This is a genomic window from Lwoffella lincolnii, from assembly GCF_037201985.1.
Taxonomy (GTDB): Bacteria; Pseudomonadota; Gammaproteobacteria; order Pseudomonadales; family Moraxellaceae; genus Psychrobacter; species Psychrobacter lincolnii.
In genome coordinates this window covers 549,181-569,907 of record NZ_CP147511.1, presented here as the reverse complement: position 1 = coordinate 569,907, position 20,727 = coordinate 549,181, and the positions used below count along the sequence as shown (strand labels likewise).

The window sequence follows — 20,727 nt, the reverse complement described above, 5'->3', positions numbered from 1 at the left end:
GCAAACAACGAATACTAATCAAACAACGAATACTGGCGATGACCTTGATACCAATGCGAACGCAAATACGCATGATACAGATGACGAAACAGCACATTGATGATGGCAGACACAGGCAGGGCAATCAACATGCCCACAAACCCCATCAATGCTGCCCCTGCCAGCACTGAAAAAATCACCCATAATGGGGACAAACCAATCTTATCACCAAGTAATAACGGCTGTAGCACATAACCTTCCACCGCCTGCCCCACCAAAAACGCCCCCACAATCAACCCCAAATGCAGCCAATCCAACCCAAATTGAAACCAGCCTGCAATGATGGCTGCCACAAAACCAATCCCAAACCCCAAATAAGGCACAAAACTTGCCAATCCAGCAACCATACCAATGGTTAAACCAAGACCCAAGCCAATCAGCTGCAACTGTATGGCATAAATAACCCCTAACAATATCATGACCACAAGCTGACCTTGCACAAAGGACATTAACGCCTTATCCATGTCAATGAATATTTCAATGATTTTTGCCCGATAAACCTTTGGTAATGCTTGTTGCCACTGAAGCAAACGCTCATTCCAGTTTAATAAAAAATAAAACATCAAAATGGGCATCAACACAATCAATCCTGCATTGTTGATAAAGTTCATGCCTGACACCAGCACTTGTTGAAATAAAGCTTGAGCATCTTGTACGTTATAATTATTACGCATATAATCGACCAACGTCTCAGACAGACGTTTGGATTCCATCGCAGGCAAGCGAATGCGTGTGTAGTGTTGTATCACATCACGCACTTGCCCATTGTACCACTCTTGAGCAACAGGCAAATAATTCCATGCCATCTGCATCTGATTCCAAAGCATGGGGGCGAGCCACCACACCAATAACACCACCCCCACAGTGATGCCCACATACACCACCATGATGGCAAGCCATCTGGGCATAATCAAAGCAATCCGCTTGACCAAAGGGTTAAACAAATACGCCAAAATAAATGCACACAAAAACGGCATGATGACAGGCATCATCAGATACAACAAATACAACCCAATGACCATAATCGCCACCAAAAATAAACGGCGAAAAAATGGATCGATGGTGTAACGAGTTTGCATGTTAGATGTCCTTATGATAATAATGACCATAAAAATAAACCGACCGATAATGATGACGGATTTATCATGCTGTTTCCAGTTTGTTTATGTTAATCCTAAAATTGATGATGAGTAGACGAATCAGCACCAATATCTATATAATGACGACATCATCTCACCCCATCTTATAAACATGCCCACAATACCTATTTAAAGGCGACACATCATGACCCAAGCCCCCCCAAAAAACCCATCAAGCTCTCAACCTTTCAGCACTCAACCTTTAAGCTACAAAGATGCAGGTGTGGACATTGACGCTGGCGAAACCTTGGTACAACGCATCAAATCGGTTGCCAAAGCCACAACTCGCCCTGAAGTCATCGGTGGATTAGGCGGATTTGGGGCATTATGCCGTATCCCACAAGGCTACCAATCCCCACTGTTGGTGTCAGGCACGGACGGCGTGGGAACAAAACTCAAACTGGCATTAGACTTCAACAAACATGACACCATTGGGCAAGATTTGGTTGCCATGTGTGTCAATGACCTGCTTGTGTGTGGGGCAGAACCATTGTTTTTTTTAGATTACTATGCCACAGGCAAGCTGGATGTGGACACCGCCGAAGCGGTGATTAAAGGCATTGGTGATGGGTGTCAATTGGCAAATTGTGCCTTAATCGGTGGCGAAACTGCCGAAATGCCCGGAATGTATCAAAACGAAGACTATGACTTGGCAGGATTTTGTGTCGGTGTGGTGGAAGAAAGCGAAGTCATCACAGGAAAAAACGTACAAACAGGCGACATACTCATTGCGATTGCTTCAAGTGGGGTGCATTCCAATGGCTATTCATTGGTACGCAAAATCATTGACGTGGCAAACATAGACATCAACACCCAAACCATTGATAACAAACCACTCAAAGACGTGCTACTTACCCCAACTAAAATCTATGTCAACGCCATTCAAACCCTACAAAAATCCCTTGGTAACACCAACCTACACGCCATGGCACACATCACAGGTGGCGGCTTAACCGACAACTTGCCCCGAGTGTTGCCCGACAGCTTAACCGCTCAAATTGATGTCCATTCTTGGGACTTACCAGCTGTGTTTGCGTGGCTACAACAAACAGGCAACATTGAACAAACAGAGATGTATCGCACCTTTAACTGTGGCGTGGGATTTGTTGTGATTGTGCCACATCATAAGGCAGATGAAGCCATTAAACTGCTCAATGACAATGGCGAAAACGCATGGAAATTGGGTAAAATTGTTCAACGCTCTGATGATGCCAGCGGTGATGCGGTCACATATCTTTGATAAGATTTGACATGCTCTTTATTAAAAATCTTATCTTGATGTTTTTTAAGTAGGAAATAATCTCAATATCTCATCAAATTCATTCAATCATGTTCATTAAATCATGCAAACCAATTCTTTAAAAATCGCCATTCTTGTTTCTGGTGGCGGAAGCAATCTACAAGCCTTAATCGATGCCAAGCAGGCAGGTGAGTTGCCCATTGACATCGTTGGGGTCATCAGCAATAAAAATGACGCTTATGCCATTACTCGTGCCAAACAAGCGGGCATCAAGGTGGCGGTACTGTCGCACACCGACACTGGCAAAAAAATGGGCATCAAGACCTTTGAGCAACATGCCCAACGCCAGCTCAACGACTGGCAAGCGGATTTGGTGGTGTTGGCTGGGTTCATGCGTGTGCTAAGCGGTGAGTTTATCAATCAATGTCCCGCTCCGATAATCAACCTACACCCATCACTATTGCCCAAATATAAGGGACTAAATACCCATCAAAGGGCATTATCAGCCAAAGAGACCACCCACGGTTGTAGCGTGCATGTGGTTACCGCTCAGCTTGATGCAGGGCAGGTATTGACCCAAGCGGTCATGAACGTGCCAGTTGACATCACCGCCGATAAGCTACAGCAATGCGTGCATCGTCTTGAGCATCAACTTCTGCCATGGACAATCAAGCTGATTGCTCAAGGTGTGTTGCCTTTAACTGTGCTTAAACAGGCTCAATATCACCAACCTACTGACAGCTCAACCAATGCCAGCTCGCCCAGCCCCTTATCTTTTACTCAGTTGCCTGATTTACCTTGGCGGTTATTTTTTAAATGACATTGAAGCATGTTGCCATGGGCATAAGACTTAAGACATATATTACCCACGACCATGTTTTGCTGACGACAGCAAAAAATCTAAAATCTAAGATGCTGACCACACGGCACAAACACGGTAGCCATAGTGCTTATTATTGAGGTAGCCGTAGCCGTCGCTGAAGCACACGCCCTCCTTGGTCATATTAGACACATTAGGCATCAGGTGGCGTGAATTGGGGGTAAAGCATTAATTTATTACTCTTATGTAAATTACTGGTAATTTTTTATCAGCATTTGACTGGCGATGGGGCATTTACTTTATAATGTGGCTTTTTTTTAGACGCTGGTTGATTTTTGAGTATTATTTCACTTGAGATTTAATTGAAGAGTTCATTTGGGGATTTCATGCAACGCATTCGTGATTTTTTTCAGTCAGACATTGCTGGTGGCGTGGTGCTGGCATTCGCCGCTGTGTTGGCGATGATTATCGCCAACACACCGTTATACGGACATTACCACCATTTATTAGAGATGTCCATTGGCGTGCATGTGGGTGATTTTGTCTTAGATAAACATGCCATACATTGGATTAATGATGGTCTAATGGCAATATTTTTCTTTTTGGTGGGGCTTGAGCTAAAGCGAGAAATGCTGGTCGGTGAGCTGTCAGAAGTCAAAAAAATCGTCTTGCCTGCACTGGCTGCCGTTGGTGGTATGATTATGCCTGGTTTGATATATGCCGCCATTAACTGGAACAATCCTGAGTTTTTAAAAGGTTGGGCGATTCCTGCTGCCACCGACATCGCTTTTGCCTTAGGGGTCATCAGTCTGCTTGGCAATCGTGTGCCTGTTGCCCTAAAGGTATTTTTGGCATCGGTGGCTATTTTTGATGACATTGGGGCAATTTTAATCATTGCTTTTTTTTATTCTCACGGTTTGTCTTTGACAGCATTGGCTTGGGCGGGCGGTATTTTGGCAGTGGTGTTTGCCTTAAACCGCTTAAATGTTACTCGCATTGCCCCTTATCTGATTTTGGGCTTGTTTATGTGGCTTGCGGTACTCAAATCTGGCATTCACGCCACCATCGCAGGGGTATTATTGGCGTTTTGTATCCCCATGTATGATAAAGACGATGAAGAGCATTCACCGCTAGAAGATTTAGAGCATGATTTACAAGACGGTGTGGCATTTATTGTGTTGCCAATATTTGCTTTTGCCAATGCAGGCATTCATTTGGGTGGGGCAGGTTTGGGTGAGATTGCCCACCCTGTGCCACTGGCGATTGCCGCTGGGCTGTTTTTAGGTAAACCAATTGGGGTGATGTTGTTTAGCTGGTTGGGGGTAAAATTTGGACTTGCCAGCATTCCCAATGAAATTAACTGGAAGCACATCTTTGGAGTCTCGTTATTGTGCGGTATTGGCTTTACCATGAGCTTGTTTATTGGTGGTTTGGCATTTAGTGCCGTTGATAAGGTGTTTGATGAACGTTTGGGCATTATTTTGGGGTCATTGTTATCAGGCATTGCAGGCTATGTGTATTTAAACATCATCAGTAAACGCACCAACATGGATTTGGCAGATTTAGCTCAACCAAGCGACGACAACACTTATATCCCAGATGCCCATTGATACATTTCTTCGCCACCACATACCCACCACTTACTTCTCTTGCCATATCAGCCAACACCTGTTGGCTGTATGCTTGATGGGTAAAAAAGCAATCACGACTGACCCTTGTTAAAAAGGGCAAGTGTCAAAATAAAAATGCCCTGATTAAGTTGCCCATGCTGACATCACCACCAAAATCAAAAATGATGGGTAAAGAATGACGCATGGTATGTTAAAGTTGGTTTAACGTTGATTGTTAGGCAATAAGCCTTGACTTTGTTCTTCTGCCACCACTTGCCGTGCCACGTGCATGATAAGTTGACGCAACCAACGATGGGCAGGGTGGTGTTGCAACAAAGGCGACCACGCCATGGTCAATTCAAATTCAGGGATAAAAAATGGCGGTTCTTTTATGATGATGTTGTCATTATCTGCTTGCATTTTTGCCACTCGAGTCGGTAAGGTTGCAATCAAATCTTTATTGGCAGTCAACATGGCAGGCATTTGATAATGACGAGTAAAGATACTGATTTGACGTTTTTTGCCCAGCCGTTGTAAAGCTTGGTCAATCGAACCAAGACCGCCTGACTTTTCTGGATTTACCCCAAATCCCACACCCATGCCCGTCTTAGATACCCACACATGTTGAGCCTTTAGGTAGTTTTTTAAGTTAAAGCGGTTGACATAGGGGCTATCGGCAGACAACAGACAACTAAAGGTATCTCGCCACACCAACACCTGATGAAAACTTTGCGGTATTTCATTAAAGCGGTTAATCGCCAAATCCACTCGCCCTTGCTCCATATCACGGTACGACACATCAGATGGGGTCAAAAAATCCAATATCACGTTGGGTGCTTCACTACGCAAGGCTTTCACCAACCTAGGCACAAGGGTCGCCTCGGCATAGTCAGATGTCATGATACGAAACACTCGAGACGTGCTATAAGGACGAAACTCAGTACGTGGCTCTAGCACCTGTGATAAATCCGCCAAAATCTCACGAATGCGTGGCTGTAGCTCTAAAGCTCGTTCGGTTGGAGACATGCCCTCGGACGAACGTATCAACAAAGGGTCATGAAACAATTGACGCAATCGACGTAAAATATTGCTCATGGCTGGCTGAGTGATGCCCAACTGTTCTGCCGCTCGAGTAACATTTTTTTCTCTTAACAAGACATCTAAATGCACCAACAGATTTAAATCCACTTTTTGTAAATTCATACGCTTATTCCTACTGATGCCATCATGGCATAAAAAACCACCCATGACATCAAAACACATCAACAGCAGTTTTTGGGTTGGTTATTTGCCACCGTTATCTGTCCACAGTCATTTACCACAGGGCATCTGTGGGCTTTACCGTCAATACCTGTTGCTGTAACGTGCTTAGCCCCTCTTGCAGACGTTGCTGTAATAGGTCCGTTAATTCATGCTGGCTTTTGCCATCAGGATAAAGTGGTTCAAGGGGCAACACATACGCCGTGATTTCATTATCATCTAAAACGTTCATGAAACTGTCTTTAATCGTCATATCACCATAATAAGGAATTTGGGTGCTGATATGCCCATGTCTATCCACATAACAAATCACCATCGGTTGAATGGGCAAATTGGTCTGTATGGCCGCTTGTAACAACTTACCGTGAATGCGTTTAATTTTGTGTCCGTTGGTGGTGGTCGCCTCAGGAAAAAACAACACCGATGCCCCTTGTGTCATAAACTTGGCAATTTGCTCCGCCACCGTACCAGCATCTCCCGACCCCCGCTGAATAAACAAAGTGCCTCCCGCCTTTGCCAATGCTCCAACCAATGGCCATTTTGCAATCTCAGCTTTGGATAAAAAAAATGCCCCACTGACACTACCAGCGACAGGAATGTCCAGCCAAGAGATGTGATTAGATGCCCATAAACCATGGGTGGCGGGCATGGGTTTAACCGTAACCACTTGTACGCCAAACGCCAAGCACATCTTACGACAAAACACTTGAATGTATTTGGGCAAAATGTCTCTGGGTGGCTCTTTAAACGCCCCAATTTGATGTGCTTTTTTAAATCCACCAATAAAAGCATGGGTAACAGAAGCCATTTTTTTACTGCGTTGCCATTGGGTACGAATTCGATGTTGTAAGCTCATGTATGCAATAGCCCTAATTTTATGTGGTCAATTTCAGGTGGTTAACTTAGTTTGATTAATTTAATCAATAAACATGCCATCTTAGCACCAAACCCCCATGGGGTAAATAACCATCACCAGCAACCTTAATAAGACACACCTTTACAACATCTGTTAAACACCCCATAAAAAGCCGTTATCCCCCATCATTTGATTAAACCATGCCATTAAAATGTTACAAAATGCGTCTTTATTCTGCCAACCCTCCCATGTCAATATGGCTAAGCCACCATGGCGAATGACACACAACATGCAACTAACAACTAACAACACACAACTGATAAATAAAGGATAATGTCTTGCAATATTTTGACAGACACAAAGGCGGTGAACGGGCAATCTTAGTACATTTAGACATTCACCAAATCCAAGACCCTGATGATTTAGATGAATTTGAATTATTGGCAGACTCAGCAGGGGCAGAGCGATTGGCACTGGTAACAGGCTCACGGCTCAAACCTGATGCCAAATACTTTGTTGGTACAGGTAAAGCCCAAGAAATTGCCGAATTGGTACAACATCATGATGCCCAGATTGTGATATTTAACCATAGCCTATCACCATCACAAGAGCGTAACCTAGAAGCTTTGATAAAATGTCGAGTTTTGGACAGAACTGGACTGATTTTAGACATTTTTGCCCAACGAGCACGCACCTATGAAGGCAAACTGCAAGTAGAACTGGCTCAGCTGACCCATCTCTCTACTCGCCTGGTCAGAGGCTGGACGCACTTAGAACGACAAAAGGGCGGTATCGGTCTAAGAGGCCCTGGCGAGACGCAACTAGAAACCGACAGACGACTGCTACAAACTCGAGTCAATCAGCTAAAAACCAAGCTTGATAAAGTCAAACAAACCCGAACGCAAGGACGAGCCAAACGACAAAAATCCGAAACCCCCACCATATCACTGGTTGGCTACACCAATGCGGGCAAATCCACTTTATTTAACCGATTGGTTGATGAAAACATCTATGCCGCCAACCAACTGTTTGCCACCCTAGACCCTACCCTACGCCACTTAAATTGGACAGGTGTGGGACGTGTGGTGTTGGTTGACACAGTGGGGTTTATTCGTCATCTTCCCCATGAGCTGGTTGAATCTTTCCACGCCACTTTAGAAGAAACATTAGAAGCAGACCTATTGTTGCACATCATCGATTCTGCCAGTGAAGACATGCACGAACAAATCGATGCAGTCAAACAAGTATTGGCTCAAATCAATAATGACGTTCCTGTGTTGGAAGTGTATAACAAAATTGACTTGTCAGGCGAACCTGCACACATCGGCTATGCCAGTCAAAATGTCCCCAATCGTGTCTATGTCTCTGCCCAAGCCAACATGGGCATGGATAAGCTGACTCAAGCGGTGCAACAACTGCTCACAGGCGAACTTGGCCACTTCACCTTAACCCTGCCCCATGACGCAGGTCAGCTCAAAAACACCTTATATGAACTGAATGTCATCAAAAGCAAACATCACAACCCTAACACAGGGCAAGAAGTGTTTGACATCACCCTACCCATCTCCAAACTACAACAGCTGTTAGGACAAGCAGGCATCACGCCCAATGACGTACTGCCACCAGAGCAAGCACAACAACTGTTGGTTGAACCTGAATTTTTTGAAATAGACAAACAACAGGCATTTAACAAAAAAAACAAAACATAACCATTGATAATTTATGGGTTTTGTATGGTAATCAAATTTGTTAAGATACAATTTGTTAAGATACAAATAGACAAGTTTTTTACCCATCAATCCATTACCTAATACGCAGAACTCTTCCACGTTGCCTATTAAGATTTAAGATACTTAAGGCAGGAAGTCATCGTCAAATTTCCTTTGATGGATTTAAGAAATAGTTTTGGAACAGCATTCTCATCGTCATGATGTTATTAATAGGTCAATTTTATGATAAATCGCTATTTTCTAACCCTACTGGTTATTGCCCTTGGGACAACAACAGCCTGCTCACAGCAGATATCAAATACCACACCATCTGATGCTGTCAATGTTTACCCAGCCACTACGGTGGGAGTATCCATGAGTGCCACCACCACAAACGATTTTTTCCAAGACATGTACAACGCCTTTAAAACGACAGCAGAACAGCAATCATCACTGACTTTACTGCTTGATGAAGCCGATAACGACCAAGAACGCCAATATAAACAACTTGATGACATGATTGCTAAAGGTGCAAAAGCTCTGGTAGTCAATATGGTTGACGTATCTCAAGGCACAGAATTTGTCCAAAAATACTGCAATAAAAATATTCCCGTTGTTTATATCAACCGAAACCCCGGTGAAAAAAATATCGCCGACTGTCAAAATGCCTACTTTGTTGATGGCGATGCTAACCAAGCAGGAGTCATACAAGGACTAAAAATTTTAGAAAGTTGGCAAAAAAATCCTGATTGGGATAAAAATAAAGATGGCATCATTCAATATGCCATATTAGAGGGCATTCCAAACCACTCAGGAACAATGGCCCGCACCAAATGGTCAATCGGAACTATGCAAAACTACCCAACTTTACAAGTTCCTGTACATAAAATATTTCAAGATTACGCCCTATTTAACAAACAAAGAGCCAGTGACATGGTAGAGTCATGGATTAACGACCCCAATTTTACCAATGTCGAAGTACTTTTAGCAAACAATGACAACATGGCAATCGGTGCGATTGAGACTCTTAAACAGCATAATATCAAACTGCCTGTCTTTGGCATTGATGCAGGAGAAAAAGCTCAAGAACTTGTCAAATCTGGCGACATGCAAGCAACGGTATTTAACGACTATGACAATCAAGCCAAAGTGGCCTTACGCATGGCAGCCAATTTAGCAACAGAAAAACCTGTGATGGAAGGCATTGATTATCGTTTGGAATACGATACAGTGCTTATTCCTTACCAAGATATTGATGTCAAAAATAACTAATTTTTACACTATCAAAATAAAATCGTATAGGAAATATAATCATGGCAGACAGCAAGCCCACTGCTAATACCCATACCACAGGTTCAAAGTACAAAAAATACTCAACCTTAATCATATTGGTTGTGTCATTTTTGCTTTTGATTCTTGGCATGTTGGCACTTAACTTTATCTCAACCAACCGCTTTGCCACACTTACCCAAGAGCTTGATGTATCCAGTCACCAAGGGGCGATAACTCAACAATTATCCAAAAACCTACTGGACATCAACCTTTATGTGGACACAGCATTAAACCAACAGGACAACACTCAATCTACACAAAGCCCAAGCCCTATCCAAAACCCCACACAAACCATTGATTCTCAATCTACAGATTTAGCTGAGCAAAGCATAAACGACCTTGACACAGGTGATATCGTACCACTCTCAGACTTACCACAAATCGCCCTGTATAAGATTGAAGCTATTCAAGAGCAACGTGATGACTTTGAACATGCACTCAAAGCTTTTAAACAAGGTGGTGAAGTTACCCTGACATCAGGAGAAACCGTTACCTTAACCGCCGAAACTAATCCTGATGCTGTTAAAGCATTAGAAGAAATGCAAGAAATTTGGACTCCTTATTTGGGTCTATTAGATAACTTCATCGCCGAAACCAAGCAAGGCTATATTGACAAACAAACCAGTGATTATTTGGTTGACTATACTCGTCTTTATAACTTGGCATTACTGACCGAAGCAAACAACTTATCATCAGCACTAAACCAACAAGCATCTAAGCAAACCCAAATACAGATATACATTCTCATCGTAGGGGTAATCACCGCTTTTATCCTATTTTTCATGATTGTATTTGGTTCTTTACGTCAATTACTACAAGGTGATGAAAAACTTGCCATCGCACGTCAACAAGCAACTGACATTCTAAGAACCGTTAATGATGGCTTATTTTTGATTAATAAAGATTTAGTGATTGATTCAGAATACTCCAACCAGCTAGAACCTATCTTAGGCACTAAAAATATTGCTGGCAGAAAACTGACAGATATCTTAAATAACAAAATTAATGATAAAGAGCTTGAAACCACCAACACCTTCGTTGACCAACTATATAGTAATTGGGTAGTTGAAGACTTAATCAAAGAACTCAACCCATTACAAACCATCTCATACAACTATGTAGAAAATGACACACCAGTACAAAAATACCTAGACTTTGACTTTTCACGAGTTAACAAAGGTGATGAGATTGATAGAGTGCTGGTCAGTGTGCGTGATGTTACTGCTGCCAAAATCTTACAAGATAAACTGGAAAAAGAACAAGCACAAAATAACCGCCAATTTGAAATGATTAGCAACATTCTATCAATGGATCATGTTTTATTAGGTGAATTTATTGATAATACTGCTCATCGAATAGAGCAAATCAACGAAACTCTCAAAAACACAGCAGGCAATACCTCTGCCCTACACCAAAAAGCCAACAGTATTTATCGCCATATCCATGGGCTAAAAGGTGAAGCATCTGCACTCAGATTTACAGCTTACATCGATTTATCAGAAGCAATCGAACAACAAACACAAGCTTTATTAACCAATCATAGTTTAGCTGGTGATGATTTCTTACCGTTGGCAGTACATCTAGATGAATTAATGAGCTTGCATCAATTTGTCATTGAATTAAATGAACGCCTACACCTAGTACCAACATCATCAACACACAACACCAAATCAACCAAACCTATCACCATATCACAAAAAAGAAACAGCACTGCCTATGATGATGAGTTAAAAAAGCCACCTCAAGAACACAAGCCCACCATAAACACACCCACCATAAACGCACAAGAGCAATCACAATCTAACGGCTCTGATGCTTATTTTGAACAATTTGCTCAAGATATCGCCACTCGTCAACACAAACAAGTAACCTTAGATTATCAATGGCAAGATGAGGGCTTAAACAAACAAGACACCAATCGGCTTAAAGAAATCAGCATTCAACTATTACGTAACGCCATCGTACACGGCATTGAATTGCCAGATGAACGTGAACAAATTGGTAAATCTCCTGTCGGTCAACTGACACTAAATCTACAACGTGAAGCCAATGGTAAATATCAGCTGATTTGTCGGGACGATGGGCGTGGCATATCTTATGATAAGCTCAAACAATCTGCAATCAACGCAGGTCATATTACCGCTGAACAAGCCCAGTCTATGACAAAAAATGATATCTTGCAGTTGCTGTTTCTGCCCATGGTAAGTACTGCAGAGCAAGTCAGTGAAGATGCAGGTAAAGGTGTTGGCATGGATATTGTCAAACATGAGATACAAGCACTTGGTGGCAAGCTAACTATCAGCTCACAAATAAACGACCATACCCAATTTAGTATCAAAATAGACCGCTAAATTATTTAACAATCAACCCATACGAGGTTTTCTTATGTATACTTTAATGATCGTTGATGACTCAAATATCATTCGTAATCGTATTGGACGTAGCGTACTGGCTTCTGACATCAATATTGTGGCTCAGGCCAGTAATGGCGAAGAAGCTCTTAAACTGTTTGAAGAATTTCAACCAGATTTAATCACCATGGATTTGACCATGCCAAAAATGGACGGACTAGAATGTATTGAGAAAATTGTTGCCAAAAATCGTAAAGTCAGTATCTTAGTCGTCTCAGCCCTATCTGATAAAGCCACTGCCCTACAGGCACTTAAATTAGGTGCCCGTGGCTTTGTCGGCAAACCCTTTAGTGAAGAAGACTTGACCAATGCGTTGCACAAACTGATGGCAGTAAATCGTAAATAACCGTTTGTTCAAACCTTTGACCTTTACAGCACACAAAAAAACCAAGCTTTCGCTTGGTTTTTTTTATTTTTCTATTTAGACTAGAAAGTTATTTCTTAGCAGCAGCTTGGGCAGCGGCAACTTCATCAGCAAAGTTCTCTTCTTTTTTCTCAATGCCTTCACCCACTTCCAAACGTTTAAAGCCCAACACTTTGACACCTTCAGCTTTTAAAACATCACCGACTTGCTTATCATTATCCATCACATAAGGTTGACGCAATAACGTTACCTCATCTAGATATTTACGCAAACCACCTTCAATCATTTTCTCAACGATGTTATCAGGCTTGCCTGACTCTTTAGCCTTAGCTTCGATGATGTCTTTTTCACGAGCCAAAGTATCCGCTGGTACATCTGTGTCATCTACCGCTATTGGGTTAAAGGCAGCGATGTGCATGGCTAGGTTTTTATTGGTTTCTTCATTACCACCTTCGGTAGCAACCACAACACCAATACGGATACCATGACGATATGCACCCAGATTATTGCCCTCGATGACCTCAGCACGGCGAATTTGGATATTTTCACCAATCTTTTGTACCAATGCCACACGAGCTTCTTCAACAGTCTGTCCGTCATAGTCAAGCTCAGAGATTTTAGCCACATCAGTGGTGTTATTGGTCAAAGCGATTTGTGCCACTTTATTAGCAAAGTTTGTGAAGTTATCATCTTTTGCCACAAAGTCAGTTTGACAATTCACCTCTAACAATAACGCCTTGTTGCCCTCTTGAGCAATAATAATCGCACCATCAGCAGCAATGTTGCCTGCTTTTTTAGCAGCTTTGGCTTGACCAGATTTACGCAAATTATCGATGGCAAGCTCAATATCACCACCTGCTTCTTCTAACGCTTTTTTGCATTCCATCATACCCAAACCAGTACGATCACGCAGTTCTTTTACCATTTTGGCAGATACTTGTGCCATGTTGATACCTCTTATTTTTTTATGTTTTAACCCATATCACCGCTAACTTACATCACCGCTCACTTATATCAATGCTAATTCATATCAACGGTTAAGTTATCAGCGACATTTAAACTTCTTAATCTTAACTTACTGACCCACTTCTTGAGTTGCAGCGACCGCTTCAACAGTAGGTGCGTTGGCAGTGTCTTCTGGCACCACATCAGACACAGAAACGTTTTGACTGCTGTGGGCTTGTTCTTGAACTTGCTCTTGGGCTTGCTCAATTTTGCCACCTGCTTGTGCTTGGGCGTACTCTTTACCTGCGATGATGGCATCTGCCATGGCAGTCACATAATAAGTTACCGCACGAATGGCATCATCATTGGCAGGAATGACATAATCAACATTATCAGGATTTGAGTTGGTGTCCACGATGCCGATGACAGGAATGCCCAGATTTTTGGCTTCTTTGATGGCGATGGCTTCATGATCAACGTCCACCACAAAGATGGCATCTGGCAAGCCGCCCATGTCTTTGATGCCACCAAGTGAACGCTCAAGTTTTTCCATACTGCGTGTCAGCTCTAGAGCTTCACGTTTGGTCAGCTTAGCAAATGTGCCATCTTGTGATTGAGTTTCAAGCTCTTTTAGGCGGTTGATGGATTGACGCAAGGTTTTCCAGTTAGTCAGCATGCCACCCAACCAACGATGGTCAACATAAGGCATGCCTGCACGGCGAGCTTGCTCACGGATAACACCACTGGCAGCACGTTTGGTACCGACAAATAAGATTTTGTTACGTTTTGATGCCAAATTGTTGACGTAATTTAGGGCTTCATTAAAAGCTTTAACGGTATGCTCTAAGTTGATGATGTGGATTTTATTGCGAGCACCAAAGATAAAAGGTGCCATTTTTGGATTCCAAAAACGGGTTTGATGTCCAAAGTGAGCGCCTGCTTGCAACAGCTCACGCATAGAGACTTGAGTTGGGTTATTGCTTGACATAAAAGTTCCTTAAAGTTTGGGTTATGCCTCCACATTGCCAGTAAAACTGATTCATAAGCACGCATTCGCATCATAATAACTAATCATCAACATTTAATCATCAGAATTTAATCCAATCATCAGAGTTCATCAATTAATCATGAGAATTAATCAAGCTTACAAACACCCAGTTTACCGTTGGGCAATGTGTGTGTCATTGGTTGATAAATAAAATAAACCGCTATTATAAAATAACGGTCTGATCTTTTCAATTAAAAGTTTTATTGGAAAGCTTACGTTACACTGATACCAATAACGCCAGGCATTCCCCGCCATCGAAAAGGAATGATGTAACTGCGACGGTCTTTTGGTAGATAACTGGCAGGAGGCAAGCCATCAACCACCTTGGGTGTAGAGATGATGAATTCTGAGCCAAATTCAGTACGAGCATTACCCGCAATGGTATTGGCAATCTCCCCCACCAAATCTTTCATCAATGTGATGGTGGTGTCTGGCTCTTGCATGACCTTAAGCACTTCACGCAATAGATTACTAGGAGCACTGACAAACACACTACCTTTTAATGGTCCTGTAATACTAATGATGCCAGTATAATCATAAACACTGATGTCGGTATTTGAGCTGATGTATGGCGTGCCTATTTCTTCAAGAGGATAACCCACTTGCATAAAAAACGCCATCACTGAAGTGATAAACACCCCCAGCTTTTCTGCTTTAACCATAGTTTATGGTTCCGTAATTAATCTATTTATCAATAGAGTGACTGCTTGATGTTATTTTATATTAGCTGTCTTTTTGCATTAACTGTCTTTTAGACAAATAACAATCTCACCAGCATGACCTTGCCATGTGACAGGAATAATAAAAGAACGTTCTTCTCTGGGCAAGATGACACTTTGTGGCGCACCTTTGAACACAAAAGGCACTGAAATGTGGAATTCATGTCCAAATTCTGTGCGAGCATTGCCTGATATGGTGTTGGCGATTTCACCAACCAAATCTATCATCAGCTCATCGCTGACTTCTTCGCCCATTCTTAGCAAAATGCTCTCTAGTAATTCTTGAGAAGCTGTTACATAAACCACACCTTTATGAACACCTGAAATGCCAATCAATCCTGTGTATTCTTTAACATTGGGATTTTGGGTATTTTCTAACAGATATGGCGTATCAACCACCAGCTCTTCTTCGCCAAACTGGTCAAAGTAATGACGGACAATATCAACAAATATTTGCAGTTTTTTTTCTTTCATAAAACTAATCCTGAGTTAACTCATCTAAGGCAGCAACCAATTCTTCTTCTGAAAACGGTTTACATAAAAAACCACTGGCGCCTAATGACAATGCTTCAATGCCTGTTGCCTTATCAGATAAGGCAGAGACGACCAAAATTCGAACATTCTCATCAATCGAAACCAGTTTTTCAATACATTCAAGACCGTCCATGTGTGGCATAGTAATGTCCATAGTAACCACATTTGGACGATGAACTTCAAATTTTTCTACCGCTTCTACTCCACTGGTGGCAGTCGCTACCAACATAAAATGATTAGAATCATAAGCTCTTTGAATGCGGTTACGGATGATATTAGAATCATCAACAATCATAAGTTTGTACATAGTTTATCTACTCATTGGCTAAAAGTCTATGCTGGATTACTTGGGTAATTTTACATTAAAGCGAGTCAGACGACCATATTCGCTGTGTACATTTAACTTACCACCCAACTCTTTGGTACGTGACTTAATGATATCCAGCCCAACACCACGCCCACCATCTTCATCGGCTGACTCTTTGGTGGTAAATCCTGATGAAAAAAGAGTACTTAATAATTGCTGTTTGCTCAATTCTTTAACTTCATCTTCAGAATGTCTTCCCAAGCTTAACAATTTTTGGCGAATTTTATCATAATCAATGCCATGACCATCATCTTCAACAGTAAGAACAATCATATCATCTTGTTCTGCCAAAGCCATATTAATCACACCTGTGGTGGTTTTAAATGACAATTTGCGCTGCTCTGGCGTCTCAACACCATGAACAATGGCATTTCGTATCAATTGCAAGGCAATTTCTTTGATTGCAGATTGTGTGTCATTTGACATGTCCATGTCATCAATGGCATCAAAACCTTCAATGTGCATCTCAATTTGTTTGCCCTGACGTTTGGCAATATCGTCAGCAAAGTTTTTATAGTAGCTTTCAATCGACGATAATGATTTTTGTGTGGCATGATGTTCATCAAAGTCAATATCCACATTAGCAGATTGCATGCCATCTGTTTGTTGTTGTGTTAAGTGATTGGCTGTTGTTTGGGTTGATGTATGATTGGTGGAATTATTGGTGATATCTTCGACAGTAACAGTATCTTGCGATGGTTTGGTAGCGGTCGGATTGACACCAGAAGATGCCGTGATGCGTTCACCCAAAGCTTCAATGGTCTGAGACAGACTTAATAAATCATCTAAATGCACCGCCAATGGCAGAAAGTCATTACCCGATAGCTGATTTTGGTTTTGCAAGGCTTGAAGTTTGTCTTCTGCATCGGTGGCAATCTTGGTAAAGCTATGTAACTTCAAGGCGGAAGCTTCGCCTTTTAAGCTGTGCATTTCTCTATATAGCGACTTAAGTTTTCCTTCTAACTCAAACTGAGAACTGCCAGGATTTTTAAGAATGTTGTTCATCTTATCGATGTGGGCTTTGGTGTTATTAATAAAGTCATTAATTAATGCTGGGCTTACGTTTAAGATGGTGGTGAGCATCTCAACCTGCATGTCATTTTGAGCACGTTCTTTTTCAAGGCGTTGCTCTAGTAACACCGCATCAGACACATCTTGTACGTTAACCAAAATACGAGCAATGTCTTTGCCTTCATAAACACGAGAGAATCTAAAGTCCAAATAACGACTAGACACCCCATCTTCAGACTCACTGTGCAGATTGACTTTATTCAATGGGTTTAAGTCATTGACCAGTTTTGTTTTTACCCTTGGGTTATATAACTGACCGATGAATTGGCGAGTGGTCTCTAGGTCTTTATCAGAAATGCGACCACGCAATATGCTGTCAAATTTTTCACCCGCTATGCGATCTGTGCCGATAATGTCCTTAAGTGCTTTAGAGTGTTGGTTACCGATGTTTAAATCTTTATCAAGTAGGAACAGACCTGTGTTTACCGTTTCCATGATTTCTTCGGTTTCACGGCGAGCTTCGATGGTTTCAGCATCAGCAATACGCAAACGACGCAAGGCGATGAAAATAAAGAACACCAAATAAGTAACCATCACTGCGATGGCAAGAAACTGAGCAATCTCAATTCGTTTGGTAAGACCAAACACGATGCCACGGATATGTTGGTTTAAATCCTGAAAACTCTCGGTCATCACCACCGATGACGTCTTGGCCTGTTCAACAGCGACCGCCAGTTCAGTTCTAGAGTCTTTGGTGATATCACCAGAAACAGCCAAGAAATCATCAATCTTAGGTTTTAATTTTTCCCATTCTGCTTTTGACTCACCTGCCAAAGCCAAAGTTTGTGAGTCATTGATATGCGGCATCTGCTCATTAGCACCAGTAAAGTCGATGGCAACCCCTGCATTCAAAATGGCATCAAGGTTTTGGGAAATATCTGCTGACGCTTCTTTTAAACCTTGGCTCACCGTACGATAATGCGGAGAGTTGATGTCCTCACCTTGTGAGTTTTGTAAATCAAATAGATGTTTGATGGCCACCTGCTCATCAATCGAGACTTTATCAGCAACGTTAAGTAGGGCTTCATAACGAGCCAGTTGTTCTGTTGAGTAAATGGTAAATGCCAAAAAACTGGCAACCAACAGCAAAAATATGATGATCGAGATAATCAAACCTCGATAACGACCTGTGTTAAGTGCGTTATTTTTAGCCATAGATACATACCCTATAAATCATTAAAAATCTTATTACTAAAATTTTATAGTAAACATCATCTAACATGATGCTAACATTTGAAACTAGAATACCACAAATGATGACTTAATTATTAATTATTTCATAATTATTTCAGATAAATCAATAATTTTAAATTAAAAACCGATTGATAATAAGTTTGTTCAATCATACAGTATGAACTGTTTGATGATAAGTTGCTTTTATTGCCCAAACCATTTTTGCTCAATTTGTTGATATTTGCCATTTTGACGAATGTTGGCCAGTCCTTGATTGACTTGATTAAGTAACTCTGTGTTGTCTTTTTTTACCACAATGCCATAAGGGTCATCACCAAACTCTTTGTCCATCACTAAACCAAAGTTCATATCTGCCTGTTGCTGTTGATAATATTGTAAGATTCCACTGTCAAGCACCACCGCATCGGTTTGTTCATTGACCAAACTTTTGATTAGCGGAAACACCATGTCTTTGTTTGTGGTGCTAATGCCCATTTGTTGTATTATCTCTTCTTGTATTGACCCTGATAAAACTTCCACCCTATGACCATCTAAGCCTTTAAAAGACGTGATATTGGCAAGTTCAGGTTTGGTTAGGGCTGCCTGGTGTGAGACGTAATAAGAATTTGAGAAGTTGTGAGTTTTTTGACGCTCGGGGGTGATGCTGATGTGGGCAATGGCGATGTCCGCTTTGCCTTCAGCCATACTGGGCAATATCAATGACCACGGCAGCACTTCATAGGTAACGGCAAAGTGTTGATCTTGGGCGATGGCATTTAGCACATCAATATCAAACCCTGTCGGTTGTCCTTTTTCGTCCCGATAGGTAAAAGGCATGCCATCAGCATCGGTATAGACTTTATAGCTGGCTGTGCTGGTAGTATCAGCGGTATTGTTTGGGTTGTCAGCCACATCAGATGAAGCATGGGTTTGCGTCTCTCCAGAGCCACTTGTCGAACCGCCATCAGGCGAACCACCACACCCTGATAACAGACTGGCAGTTGTGAACAACAACATCAAAGATAATGGTTTGACTGAGCATTTGGCAAATGATGATTTGGTTAAGACACTTTTTCTGACAACGTTTTTGGTTAACACGTTTTTGGTTAACATGTTTTTGGTTAATACATTGATGAATGAAGAATGATTCATATTGCACCTTGGTGTTTATGGTTAAGCTAAGTTTGGTTTGGGTTTAAATTTGAGTTAGGTTGGCACTTTTTGCTTAATTTTAATCTTTTTGCTTAATTTTAATAAAGTGAACATACAATAATACTTTGATATTTATTCATAATGACAAATTTTAAGCAAAAATACAAACATTTAATCAAATTTAATAAAACTGTCAGCAACTGGTTGAGTGATGTGGCTTAGCAATAAAATTTTGTTCACCAATTTTTTATTTTTATTGAATTTATCAACATAAATTTACTAAAAATGATGCCCAAGTGAATGATGATAAGATTAAATTCTCCACAAACCACAAAAAATAAAAAAGCCTGATAAAATAAATGTAAAAGAGATAAAAAATGTCATATAAGGGATAATGTCGTTCAATGATTTTAAAAACAGCACACTTTTGTTTATTATGCCAATCGCATCAAATCATCACGCAAATAACGCAAATTGGCACTTCAACAGATTCAATAAAAAAAGACCAGTTACTGCTGGTCTTTTTTTGCTTGACATCATTAGCTGTAATGGGGTGGCTCTTCGTCATAAACGTTGGCATGCCATTGCTTAAGCTGTTGATACATGATGCTTTGAATGGCAGCGTGTATCATGTGCTGGCCAACCATACGCACTTCTTGCCCAAGCATGCTTTTGACTTTTTCTGAAAAATCAATGGTTACCATTGGCTCTTCTTTACCATGCACGTCTCTTAAAACCAAACTGCCATCTTCAAGCTCAATCAGCTCCAGCATGGTCTCTTGGGTAAAGCCTTCTTCCATATGGGTATCCACATCTGCATTATGTTGCATGATAGTTCCTTTTACTAACCAGTTTGTTGCTCTTTTTAACAACCAAATTTATTAAAAACCAACCATGTCGCAACTGTTATAATGGTTGTTTTAATCATGAATTTCAAG

At 41.3% G+C, this 20,727-nt stretch carries 18 protein-coding genes; 7 read left to right on the top strand and 11 right to left on the bottom strand.

Going from position 1 to position 20,727, the window contains the following annotated elements; all coding sequences use genetic code 11:
• Window positions 1-14: 14 nt before the first annotated feature.
• Entirely contained in the window at window positions 15-1,118 is a 1,104-nt protein-coding gene (locus tag WDM69_RS02525) for an AI-2E family transporter (protein ID WP_078306092.1), read from the bottom strand.
• Between the two features lie 205 nt (window positions 1,119-1,323).
• Here WDM69_RS02525 and purM point away from each other — a divergent pair, with 205 nt between their 5' ends.
• The 3 genes from purM to nhaA all read left to right on the top strand — a co-directional run bounded on the left by purM (window position 1,324) and on the right by nhaA (window position 4,848).
• The gene (gene purM, locus WDM69_RS02520) at window positions 1,324-2,418 is read left to right on the top strand and encodes a phosphoribosylformylglycinamidine cyclo-ligase (protein WP_078306091.1); all 1,095 of its coding nucleotides are present in this window, start codon (window positions 1,324-1,326) and stop codon (window positions 2,416-2,418) included.
• A gap of 103 nt (window positions 2,419-2,521) precedes the next feature.
• The gene (gene purN / locus WDM69_RS02515; protein WP_078306090.1) at window positions 2,522-3,238 is read left to right on the top strand and encodes a phosphoribosylglycinamide formyltransferase; all 717 of its coding nucleotides are present in this window, start codon (window positions 2,522-2,524) and stop codon (window positions 3,236-3,238) included.
• Between the two features lie 386 nt (window positions 3,239-3,624).
• Complete coding sequence (nhaA, locus tag WDM69_RS02510; RefSeq protein ID WP_078306089.1) at window positions 3,625-4,848, top strand: Na+/H+ antiporter NhaA; 1,224 nt, start codon at window positions 3,625-3,627, stop codon at window positions 4,846-4,848.
• Window positions 4,849-5,070: 222 nt separating this feature from the next.
• Here the strand turns inward: nhaA and WDM69_RS02505 are convergent, their stop codons facing one another.
• A complete protein-coding gene (locus tag WDM69_RS02505) occupies window positions 5,071-6,051 on the bottom strand; it encodes a LysR family transcriptional regulator (protein ID WP_078306088.1) in 981 nt (326 codons plus the stop codon).
• Window positions 6,052-6,163: 112 nt separating this feature from the next.
• Window positions 6,164-6,964 (bottom strand): lysophospholipid acyltransferase family protein, encoded by an 801-nt coding sequence (locus WDM69_RS02500; RefSeq protein WP_078306087.1) that lies wholly within the window; start codon window positions 6,962-6,964, stop codon window positions 6,164-6,166.
• 338 nt (window positions 6,965-7,302) lie between these two features.
• On the opposite strand from WDM69_RS02500, the gene hflX reads away from it, so the two are divergent.
• From hflX to WDM69_RS02480, 4 genes are all read left to right on the top strand, one after another.
• A complete protein-coding gene (gene hflX, locus WDM69_RS02495; RefSeq protein ID WP_338755629.1) occupies window positions 7,303-8,673 on the top strand; it encodes a ribosome rescue GTPase HflX in 1,371 nt (456 codons plus the stop codon).
• Between the two features lie 243 nt (window positions 8,674-8,916).
• Complete coding sequence (locus tag WDM69_RS02490; protein WP_078306085.1) at window positions 8,917-9,945, top strand: galactose ABC transporter substrate-binding protein; 1,029 nt, start codon at window positions 8,917-8,919, stop codon at window positions 9,943-9,945.
• Between the two features lie 41 nt (window positions 9,946-9,986).
• Window positions 9,987-12,356, top strand: a complete 2,370-nt coding sequence (locus tag WDM69_RS02485) for an ATP-binding protein (RefSeq protein WP_338755628.1) — start codon at window positions 9,987-9,989, stop codon at window positions 12,354-12,356.
• 34 nt (window positions 12,357-12,390) lie between these two features.
• Window positions 12,391-12,762 carry a response regulator gene (locus WDM69_RS02480; RefSeq protein ID WP_078306083.1) on the top strand — a complete coding sequence of 124 codons (372 nt, stop codon included), beginning with the start codon at window positions 12,391-12,393 and terminating at the stop codon, window positions 12,760-12,762.
• Window positions 12,763-12,850: 88 nt separating this feature from the next.
• Here WDM69_RS02480 and tsf read toward each other — a convergent pair whose 3' ends face one another.
• The 8 genes from tsf to WDM69_RS02440 form a co-directional block, all read right to left on the bottom strand.
• Window positions 12,851-13,726: a translation elongation factor Ts gene (gene tsf, locus WDM69_RS02475; RefSeq protein WP_078306082.1), complete on the bottom strand. Its 876-nt coding sequence runs from the start codon at window positions 13,724-13,726 to the stop codon at window positions 12,851-12,853.
• Between the two features lie 129 nt (window positions 13,727-13,855).
• Entirely contained in the window at window positions 13,856-14,713 is an 858-nt protein-coding gene (gene rpsB / locus WDM69_RS02470; RefSeq protein WP_338755627.1) for a 30S ribosomal protein S2, read from the bottom strand.
• A 272-nt stretch (window positions 14,714-14,985) separates the two neighbouring features.
• Window positions 14,986-15,435, bottom strand: a complete 450-nt coding sequence (locus WDM69_RS02465) for a chemotaxis protein CheX (protein WP_338755626.1) — start codon at window positions 15,433-15,435, stop codon at window positions 14,986-14,988.
• 78 nt (window positions 15,436-15,513) lie between these two features.
• On the bottom strand, window positions 15,514-15,966 hold the full coding sequence (locus tag WDM69_RS02460) for a chemotaxis protein CheX (protein WP_078306079.1): 453 nt from the start codon (window positions 15,964-15,966) through the stop codon (window positions 15,514-15,516).
• A gap of 4 nt (window positions 15,967-15,970) precedes the next feature.
• Window positions 15,971-16,333 (bottom strand): response regulator, encoded by a 363-nt coding sequence (locus tag WDM69_RS02455; RefSeq protein ID WP_078306078.1) that lies wholly within the window; start codon window positions 16,331-16,333, stop codon window positions 15,971-15,973.
• Window positions 16,334-16,369: 36 nt separating this feature from the next.
• The gene (locus WDM69_RS02450) at window positions 16,370-18,619 is read right to left on the bottom strand and encodes an ATP-binding protein (protein ID WP_338755625.1); all 2,250 of its coding nucleotides are present in this window, start codon (window positions 18,617-18,619) and stop codon (window positions 16,370-16,372) included.
• Window positions 18,620-18,841: 222 nt separating this feature from the next.
• Complete coding sequence (locus tag WDM69_RS02445; RefSeq protein ID WP_338755624.1) at window positions 18,842-19,789, bottom strand: transporter substrate-binding domain-containing protein; 948 nt, start codon at window positions 19,787-19,789, stop codon at window positions 18,842-18,844.
• Between the two features lie 539 nt (window positions 19,790-20,328).
• Complete coding sequence (locus tag WDM69_RS02440; RefSeq protein WP_078306075.1) at window positions 20,329-20,619, bottom strand: hypothetical protein; 291 nt, start codon at window positions 20,617-20,619, stop codon at window positions 20,329-20,331.
• Window positions 20,620-20,727 lie beyond the last annotated feature (108 nt).